10 protein-coding genes are annotated in these 9194 nt (G+C 27.9%); all 10 read right to left on the reverse strand.

Annotated elements, in window-relative coordinates:
- Positions 1–3: 3 nt before the first annotated feature.
- The 10 genes from PNO30_RS04855 to PNO30_RS04900 all read right to left on the reverse strand — a co-directional run bounded on the left by PNO30_RS04855 (position 4) and on the right by PNO30_RS04900 (position 9023).
- Positions 4–966, reverse strand: coding sequence for a capsular polysaccharide synthesis protein (locus tag PNO30_RS04855; protein ID WP_271987358.1), 963 nt, complete (start codon positions 964–966; stop codon positions 4–6).
- A 5-nt stretch (positions 967–971) separates the two neighbouring features.
- A complete protein-coding gene (locus tag PNO30_RS04860) occupies positions 972–1967 on the reverse strand; it encodes a hypothetical protein (RefSeq protein WP_271987359.1) in 996 nt (331 codons plus the stop codon).
- Between the two features lie 6 nt (positions 1968–1973).
- Positions 1974–2942 carry a glycosyltransferase family 2 protein gene (locus tag PNO30_RS04865; protein ID WP_271987360.1) on the reverse strand — a complete coding sequence of 323 codons (969 nt, stop codon included), beginning with the start codon at positions 2940–2942 and terminating at the stop codon, positions 1974–1976.
- 14 nt (positions 2943–2956) lie between these two features.
- The gene (locus tag PNO30_RS04870; protein ID WP_271987361.1) at positions 2957–3916 is read right to left on the reverse strand and encodes a glycosyltransferase family 2 protein; all 960 of its coding nucleotides are present in this window, start codon (positions 3914–3916) and stop codon (positions 2957–2959) included.
- A gap of 74 nt (positions 3917–3990) precedes the next feature.
- On the reverse strand, positions 3991–5004 hold the full coding sequence (locus PNO30_RS04875) for a glycosyltransferase family 2 protein (RefSeq protein ID WP_271987362.1): 1014 nt from the start codon (positions 5002–5004) through the stop codon (positions 3991–3993).
- Positions 4997–5977, reverse strand: coding sequence for a glycosyltransferase family 2 protein (locus tag PNO30_RS04880; protein WP_271987363.1), 981 nt, complete (start codon positions 5975–5977; stop codon positions 4997–4999). Before PNO30_RS04880 ends, PNO30_RS04875 begins: the two co-directional genes overlap by 8 nt.
- 39 nt (positions 5978–6016) lie before the next feature.
- Complete coding sequence (locus PNO30_RS04885; RefSeq protein WP_271987365.1) at positions 6017–7126, reverse strand: CDP-glycerol glycerophosphotransferase family protein; 1110 nt, start codon at positions 7124–7126, stop codon at positions 6017–6019.
- Between the two features lies 1 nt (position 7127).
- On the reverse strand, positions 7128–8204 hold the full coding sequence (locus tag PNO30_RS04890) for a glycosyltransferase (protein ID WP_271987366.1): 1077 nt from the start codon (positions 8202–8204) through the stop codon (positions 7128–7130).
- A 4-nt stretch (positions 8205–8208) separates the two neighbouring features.
- Positions 8209–8604, reverse strand: coding sequence for a glycerol-3-phosphate cytidylyltransferase (gene tagD / locus PNO30_RS04895; RefSeq protein ID WP_271987367.1), 396 nt, complete (start codon positions 8602–8604; stop codon positions 8209–8211).
- Complete coding sequence (locus PNO30_RS04900; protein ID WP_271987368.1) at positions 8601–9023, reverse strand: hypothetical protein; 423 nt, start codon at positions 9021–9023, stop codon at positions 8601–8603. The genes tagD and PNO30_RS04900 overlap by 4 nt, the downstream gene beginning before the upstream one ends.
- Between the last annotated feature and the right edge of the window lie 171 nt (positions 9024–9194).

The following is a 9194-nucleotide window of genomic DNA, read 5'->3' on the forward strand; positions in this document are numbered from 1 at the left end:
CCTCTACTCATTTAGTTCATCATGATATAATTTATATAGATAAGTTTGAGGAATTAGCTCTTTTTCATTAATCTTATAAGTTGTTTTCATTATAGGAGTCGTTCTTAACACATTATCCCATTCTTGTTGATCAAAAATATCATTAGCATGATCTCTTAAAAACCATAAATTTTCAGCAGACTCTAGTGTAGGAATCTTATCTACTAATTCTCTAAAATATCTATTAACATTATACTCTGATAAAATAAAATAATCCATTATTAAATAATTTATAAAAATAGGATATTTCCTTACGTAGTACACATATAAATCTCGAATGTTTTTAAAATATGATTTTCCTTTTTTTCCAGCTAAAAAGAAACCAGACCATTTAAAATCACCAACAGTATATCCCATGCCACCTTCCTGTAATGGTGGATGATTTAAAGTAAAAAAATCACCTTCAAGCTCATCTATAGTAGTATAAGGTGATACAAAGAGTGTTGCATCCATCCATATTCCACCATATCTATATAATAAATAAAAACGAACAATATCTGAATAATGCGCAGCTGATAATTCTTTTTTCTTGTATTTTTCTGTTATGTCTATTGGAATATTTATAAACTCCGCAAGAGTTTCATCTGTTAATAAATAAAATTCACACTCATTTCTTTCGGCAAAAGCTTTTATCGTTTTAATAGACGCTTTAACTGTCTCAGGCATTTGTGCTTCTCCTTGTTGCCACATTGTCCAAACAATTTTAGGGAAATCCCTTTCAACCATATCATCCTTATCTGTAATATTATTAATATCAGCTTTTTTCCGTAAATTATTTACAAAATTTAAAATCATTTTTTTTCTAAAGTTAAAATATTTTTCTTCAGATTGTTGACCTAGATAATAAATTATAGTTAATTTAAAACCATAGTGTTTTAAAATTTTAATATATCTCTTTATTTTTTCTTTTAATAATTGTAGTTTCATATTTTCTACAATTTCCTTTCACATTCTTCCAAGGCTTTTTTTAGATAATCTCCTTGACGAATTTTTTCTCCAATTTTTTTACAGTTATCTATCAACTGTTGGTACTTTTCTTCATTCATAGATTCTAAAATGCCAGCAATTTCATACAATGAATCAATGATAATTCCACAATTATTTCTTATTACAAAATCAGCAAGAGCCGACTGCCTCCACACAATAATTGGAAAGTTAGACGCCAAGTATAAAGAGGCTTTATGAGGATTGTTAATTTTTAAATACTCCCCGTACATACCGCTACAAGTATCGCTACTATCACCATCCCAAACTAATCCAAAACCACCTTGCAAATGATTAGGAATATCCTCCGGCGAAAACGCCCCCTTATAGTGAACATTATTTGGGAGATTATCATGTTCAAAATTAATTCCATAAATTTCAAATTCAGGTTTTTTAGGTAAACTTCTAGCATATTTTGTTTTACGAATATCAAAATTTCCTGCCAATAAGATTTTATTTTTATCATAAATTTTATTCTCGTCAAGATCTGGAATTAAATAGTCAAATATCTCTAATGTTACAATTTTCTCTGAATTAATGCCCATTTTTACTAATTCAAATTTCATTTTATTATTATGTGCAATAATTCCATCTACTCTTTCTAAAACTGTTTTATTTTGTAAAAAATGTATGATAGAGTGCTTAAAATCAGAAAAAGTTCTAATTTTATTTTTTCTAAGTGATTCTATATCATGAATGAGCAAATATGCTTTAAAGTTTTTTTTCTTTAAAAACCCCATACGTATTTGTTTTTTTAGTGATTTCCACAATAATGGAAATTGAAGAATAATAATATCATCTTTGTTTAAAACATTGTTTTTTCTACTTTCTGATAAATAATATTCTTCAAAACCAACATCTACCATTATTGCTTCAGCATCCATTCTTGCTTTTGGTCCTGCATGATTTGCTTTAACATATGTTTCTTTTAAAAAATACTTCACTTTATTTTACCCCTTTCGATATTTTTTAACGACATATTTTTCCCAGCGCCATTGTAATCCTCCAAGAATACGTGAAATAGTAACGATGTGTTTAGGAAATAGTAAATAAGCATAAATTAATAAAGATTTTCTAGAGTTTTTTGCATATCTATTTAAATAAATGCTATATTTTTCTTTATAAGGATTACCTTCAAAAATTTTGTAGTCAATTACGTGCATTAAAACTAGATTGAATAAACGACGATATACGTAACTTAGAGCTTTTTTATCATCATTGTAAAGTTTCTCTACTTTGTCACAAATAGTAAATAAATCTAAATTCTTTGTATTGAATTCTCGATTCATTATACTCCCAGAGCGTACACGATAATAATAACCTATATAGTTAATTTTCACCATTTTATTTATATGTTTTAAAATTCCAATTCCACCATAAACATCTTCATAAAATAAACCTTCTAAAAATGGAAAACTGATAATTAATTGTCTTCGATATAGTTTTGCAACAGCATTCAAACGAACCATATTATTTTTACATAAAGAGACTAAAGCTTCTTTAGAATTCCCTTTAAAAATTATCTCTGCATCTTTTGGGGAAGGTAAATCTAATTCTTTTTTATCATTCGTATACCAACACTCTACAATATCAACTTCTTCAACACTCATTTGCTTCATCAATTGTTCCAACATGTCTTCTTTAAGAATATCATCACTATCAACAAATGAGATAAATTCTCCTTTAGATTCATTCATACCACGATTACGAGTAGCACTTAATCCTTTATTTGGTTGACAAAACAACTTGAAGCGATTATCTTTTTCACAATATTTCTCACAAATATCTTTAGATGAATCTGTTGAACCATCATTGACTAATATAACTTCTATATTTTTATAAGTTTGACATTGAATACTATCTAAACATTCTTCAAGATACTCTTCAACATTGTAAACAGGTACAATTACACTGATCATAGATAACCTCCTATTTAAAGTTTCCATTTTTTTCTAATATATAAATATTTTAAATATAAAGGATAAAATAAACTAAAAAAATATTTCGGTGAAAAACTATACCATCTCAATAGTTTACTAGAATTATAAATATCTGGTGATTTTTTAGCTATTTCAACATATTTATTAATTGCATCAATATACAACTGATAATACTGATGTTCAACTTTTATCTGATACTTTTTAAAATGACCAATACCGACTAAAAATAACATATTCCCTACATAAGGTAACCAATTATCTTCTCTAAAGTCCTCTAATAGTTTTTCTCCAACTTTAAAAATATCAAGATTCTTTTCTGAATATTTCTGATTCATCGTACTAGAAGTATGATATCGATAATAATAACCAATATAATCAATTTTTCGAATTTTATTAATATATTTTAAAGAGACTATTCCAGTATAAAAATCTTCATAAATCAAATTCTCTAAAAATGGAACTTTTTCTACTATTTCACGACGATACAATTTTGCTACAGGACTCCAACTTATCTTATAATTAAAGCATTGATATAACGCTTCATTCGACTCAAAGTCTTTAATTTTAATTTCTTTTTCTTCTTCATTTAAACATTCAAAATTCTCTGTTTTATTACACTCTACAATATCTATTCCATCAGAGATATAATTAATTAGTTTTTCTAACAAATCAATCTTTACAATATCATCACTATCGATAAAAACGATTAATTCTCCCCTAGACTCAGCAACTCCTATATTTCTTGCGATACTTTGTCCTTTATTTTCTTGATTTATTAAGTGAAAACGAGGATCTTGGCTACAATATCTCTCACAAATTTCTAGTGAATTATCTGTAGAGCCATCATTAACTAATATAACTTCAATATCGTTAAATGTTTGATTTTTAATACTATCTAAGCACTCTTCAAGATACTTTTCTACATTATAAACTGGTACAATTACACTGATCATCTTTGTTCATCACCTTCTTCCATTCGTTCAAAATTTTATCTTGATAGATAAAATTTCGATTACAATTCTTGATTTTATTGTTTTCTCAAAAGTATTCTAAAATTGCTCCATCTTTTATAAATAAACTTATAGAACGGATGAGTTATTGTTGTAAAATATCTCGGCGCTATTAAATATAGTCTTAGTAAACGATATTTACGAACAACTTCTTTAGATTGTTTTGCCAAAAAAGCACACTCTCGAATAAAATTCTCATACCGATTAACATAAGGACTCACCTTAGTAATACCATCTCTTTGATAATGACTAAGACCTAAATAAAACATAAAGTATCCAATATATGGTAGTAAGTATTCGTTATCCTGAAAAGATTCTATTAATTTTTCTCCTACAGAAAAAATATCTAAATTCTTCTTATTAAATGATGTCGTCATAACACTATTTGGATGAACACGATAATAATAACCATTTAAATCAACTACTATCATTTTTCGAATATTTTTTAATAAATTTATTCCAGTATAAACATCCTCGTAAATAACACCTTCTAAAAATGGGACTTTTTCAACAAGTTCTCTTCTATATAGTTTTGCAACTGGACAAAACTTAACTTCCTTAATGGCTATGCACTTTATAATCGCTTCAGTTGAATTACCTTCGAAAATAACTCGAATCGGTTTATTCTTCTTTAATTCTTCTATATTTTGAGTTAATTTACATTCTACTATATCCACATCCGCCTTCATATAGGAAAATAATACCTCTACTAAATCCTCTTTAACAACATCATCACTATCTACAAACATAATATATTGCCCTCTAGATTCTTTAAAGCCACGATTTCTTGCGACACTTTGTCCTTGATTTTCTTGATTGATTAATTTGAAACGACTATCTTGCAGGCAGAATCGTTCACAAATTTCTTTAGAGCCGTCAATGGATCCATCATTAACTAATATAACTTCAATATCGTTAAATGTTTGATTTTGAATATTCTCTAAACACTCTTCTAAATATTCTTCAACATTATAGACAGGCACGATTACACTAATCATCATAGTTTTTTCTTCTTTTATTGTATTAATCATCGACAGTAACCTCTTTAATACCATTCTTCAACTTCCACACAAAATGATAAACAGGGAAAATAATCGAGTTATAATATTTTGGACAAATATTATAGAGGCGAATCATACGTGATTTTCTTGATAATTCTCGATTTTTCTTCGTTATAGCTACATACTCTGCTAATTTTTGATTATAGACTTTTGCATATGGATTACCTTTTCGAATATAGTCTTGATAATGCATAGTTGTCACATGAACTAAATAGCTTCCGATATAAGGAAGGAGTTCTTCCCTATCAGAATACATCTCTATTAGTTTGTCACTTACTGTAAAGATATCTAAATTTTTAGGAGTAAAGGTTCGGTGCATGATACTAGCTTGACGTTGTCTATAATAATAACCTTTATAATCTATCTTAATGATTTTTCGAATATATTTTAACATTCCAATTCCACAATAAACATCTTCAAAGATTACCCCATCTATATAAGGAACAGCTTCAACAATTGATCTTCTATAAAGTTTTGTAACTGCATTAACATTTAAAACATGTTTAGGGAAAATTTTTACTGCTTCTTGAGAGTTTCCTTCGAATAAAATTGTTAGTTCTTTATAACTTTCAGCAAGAAATTCCTCTTTAGATACGGTAAATTGGCTTTCCACAATATCTACGTCTTCCCGCATATAGTGCAATAAGGTTTCTAAATAGTTCGGTAAAATAATGTCATCGCTATCCACAAATGCAATAAATTCTCCAGTTGAAGCTGCTACACCACTATTTCGTGCAGCGCTCAATCCTTGATTTTCTTGATTCAATAATTGGAAACGATTATCATCTTCACAGTATCTATCGCATATTACTTTTGATTTATCTGTTGAGCCATCATTAACTAATATAACTTCAATATCACTATACGTTTGATTTTGGATACTATCTAGACATTCTTCTAAATATTTTTCCACATTATAAACGGGAACTATCACACTAATCATATATTATATCCTTTCAAAACTAAATTTATCTAAAATAAACTATTTTTCTATTCCAATATTTTCTAAAAGTGTCTTAGTGAAATCCTTTTGGATTGAGTTTACTACTGAATTGACCTTATTTCTTTCAATATAGAACTCATCTTCGGACTTCATAAGACTAAGAAGAAACTTCAATAATTCATCAAAATTACTAATAGTTGGACCTACCATTAAACTCTTTACATCCTCGAAGACAAATCCTCTTTTTTCTTTATATTCTTCATAATCGTTTATGGTAAAAGCAACAGGTCTGTTCAATAAATAATAATCTAGAAATACAGAGGAATAATCTGTAATCAACGCACTGGTCGTTCCAAGAAACTTATACAAAGTACCGTAATTTTGACTAATAATGTCTTCTGACAACATATGTATATTTGAATAATTGTTTTTAAATTTAAAATGAGATTCTTCTAACGGATGCAATTTAATATAAAGATGATATTCGTATCCTGCCAGTAGATTATTCATTCTATTAAATTCTAAATCATCAAGCGAGAAAATAATTGCATCCTGACTATCATGATAATTCTTTGAATTACGATAAGTTGGCATCCAAATAATATTCTTATCTTTTTTTTCTTCAAATAACTCATCATTCCTAATATTCCCTACTAGCAACATTTGCTTATCCTTAGCATTAAATGCTGCTTTCATAATCGGAGTAAATAAATCAGAAGATGATACTAGTTTTGTAAAAAAATTATAATCAATATTTTCCAATCCAGCTTCAAGATTACCAATTTTTTTCAAAGGCATTCCATGCCATAAATTTACCACCATCTGTTTATTCGAAGGTTTAATTGGGTATTTCCCAAAAGAATAAAAGAAGTATTTCGAAGTTAAAAAATAGTATACTCCACGGTAAATAGAAATAAACTTCACCCCACTATCCTTCTGTAAATGATAAAAATTATTTGAAGCACATACTATTTCATATTTATCTTGGTAGCCATTATCAATTAAATATTGATACAATGTTCTAATATTATCTCTAAAGCCCCAGTTTGAATATATAACTATTCTATTTCTTTTTTTAGGAATTAATGTATTTAATTTAGAAGTAACATCACTTATTTTGAAAAATAATGTTTTTAAATTTTTATTCATATTACTTCTTCAAACCTTTCTGATAAATTTCTTTCAGATTAATTATATTTTCATTGATATCAAAAGCCTTTAATCGTTCATCAAACTCTCTTTTATTATTTACTACTTGCGCATTTTCAATATAATCTATCCATATATTTTTATCTAATGGCAAAGCAGTGCAAATATTATTAACAATCTGAGTTGTTGAATCAATAGTTTCATTCATTATAATATTAACACCTGAGCATTGTGCTTCAATCAAAACCATCGGAAATCCTTCGTAAAGAGATGGAAATGCGAAAATGTCAAAAGCTGAATAAAACTTATATGCATCATCTCTTTTCCCTGTAAAGATAACATTAGTCAATTCTTTACTATTCTCTTCCAGTAACACTCGATCAGGTCCCTCTCCAACAAACAAGAAGGTTACTTTAGGTAATTTTTTAGCAAGTTCAATCAAAAAGTTCTGATTCTTAAATCGATTTAATATACCTATCATTCCTACTACTTTTTGATTTCCCTTTATATGAAATTCCTCTCGAATCTCTTCTCTATATTTCAATGAAAATTTATATTTATTAATATCAATCGCATTTGAAACTATTTGAAAATTTTTATTACCAAAAATTTTAATTCCAGCTAATTCCCCGCATGATACACGATGAGTAGCATTTCTTAAGGCTAAAAAAACTAAAAGTCTATTGCGAACACTTTTTAGAATAGTATCCGAAAATTGACTACTATGATTATGATAAATACGTACCTTAACACCATGTTTTTTAGCATAATAATTATGAATGAAAGCAGTAATAGGGTTATGTACATGTAGAACATCAATTCTATTATTTTCATAGAACTCTCTACATTCTCTACCATAACGCATCATATTAGAGACTTTCAAAGAAGGGAATACTATTCTTTTAATTCCTTTTTCATCTAAGTATTTATTAAAAGGAAAGTGAGAATCACCATTAGATTCACCAACCATATATTCAAATTCTTCATCATCTGTTTCAATGTGATTTTTTATGAAACTCTGTACTCCACTAATAGTATTTCTAACTCCACCCGTCACATGTATAACACGATATTTCATTCTATCACCTACGATTCAAATCATCTTTTATTTTAGATGTAGATATTTCCTTTGTTCGCGGAAGATAAACGACCTCTACACCAAAATCTTTCAAATAGTCAAATTTACCTTTCCAGTCATCGCCAATTACAAAAACATCAACATTATATTTTTGTATATCAGAAATTTTTTGTTCCCAGTTTTCTTCTGGGATAACAAGGTCTACATATCTAACAGCGTCTAAAAGTGATTTTCTATTTTCATAATCAAAATAGCATTCTTTGTTTTTTTCTTTATCGTTAAATTCATCTGTAGATAATCCAACTATAAGATAATCTCCTAAAGATTTTGCTCGTTTTAATAGATTGATATGACCATAATGTAAAAGATCAAATGTTCCATAAGTAATTACTCTCTTCATTTTCTACTTTTAACCTCAACACTTTCTCTCATTTTCTTTTGATAAATAAGTTTTCTAATAGAATTAGGCATCACTCTTACAATATTACGTACAAAAATATTTCGACACAATTCAAATTTTGTTAAATAACCTCGTTTATAAAAATCTACCTGTAAGAAAAATTCCGTTTTAACATAAAGCAACCCACCTCTACGAAGATAACTCGAATCATCTGTTTGCATAACTACTAACGGCTCCTGAATATTCAAAAATTCTTTCGTTGGATTATCATGTATTAGTCTCATAGTTAAATCGTAATCTTCTAAATATCTAAACTCTCTATAGTTACCTACTTTTAGTATATAGTCTTTCCTCATCATACTTGATGGATTATTAAAGGGATTTCTAAACTTAGAGTATTCTCTAATTTCCGCAGTCATTTCAGGTACTATTTTTAGAGCAGTAAATTCCGTATTTTTTTCTAAAATATTAGTTCCCACCATAATTAAATTGGGATTTTGTACCGACCCCAAAAAGTTAGACCAAAAAATCTAACTTTTTGGAGGTCGGTATTTTTATGACTAAATATAATTTTGAATTTAAAAAGAAAG

This window comes from Gemella haemolysans (genome assembly GCF_028308085.1).
Taxonomy (GTDB): Bacteria; Bacillota; Bacilli; order Staphylococcales; family Gemellaceae; genus Gemella; species Gemella haemolysans_D.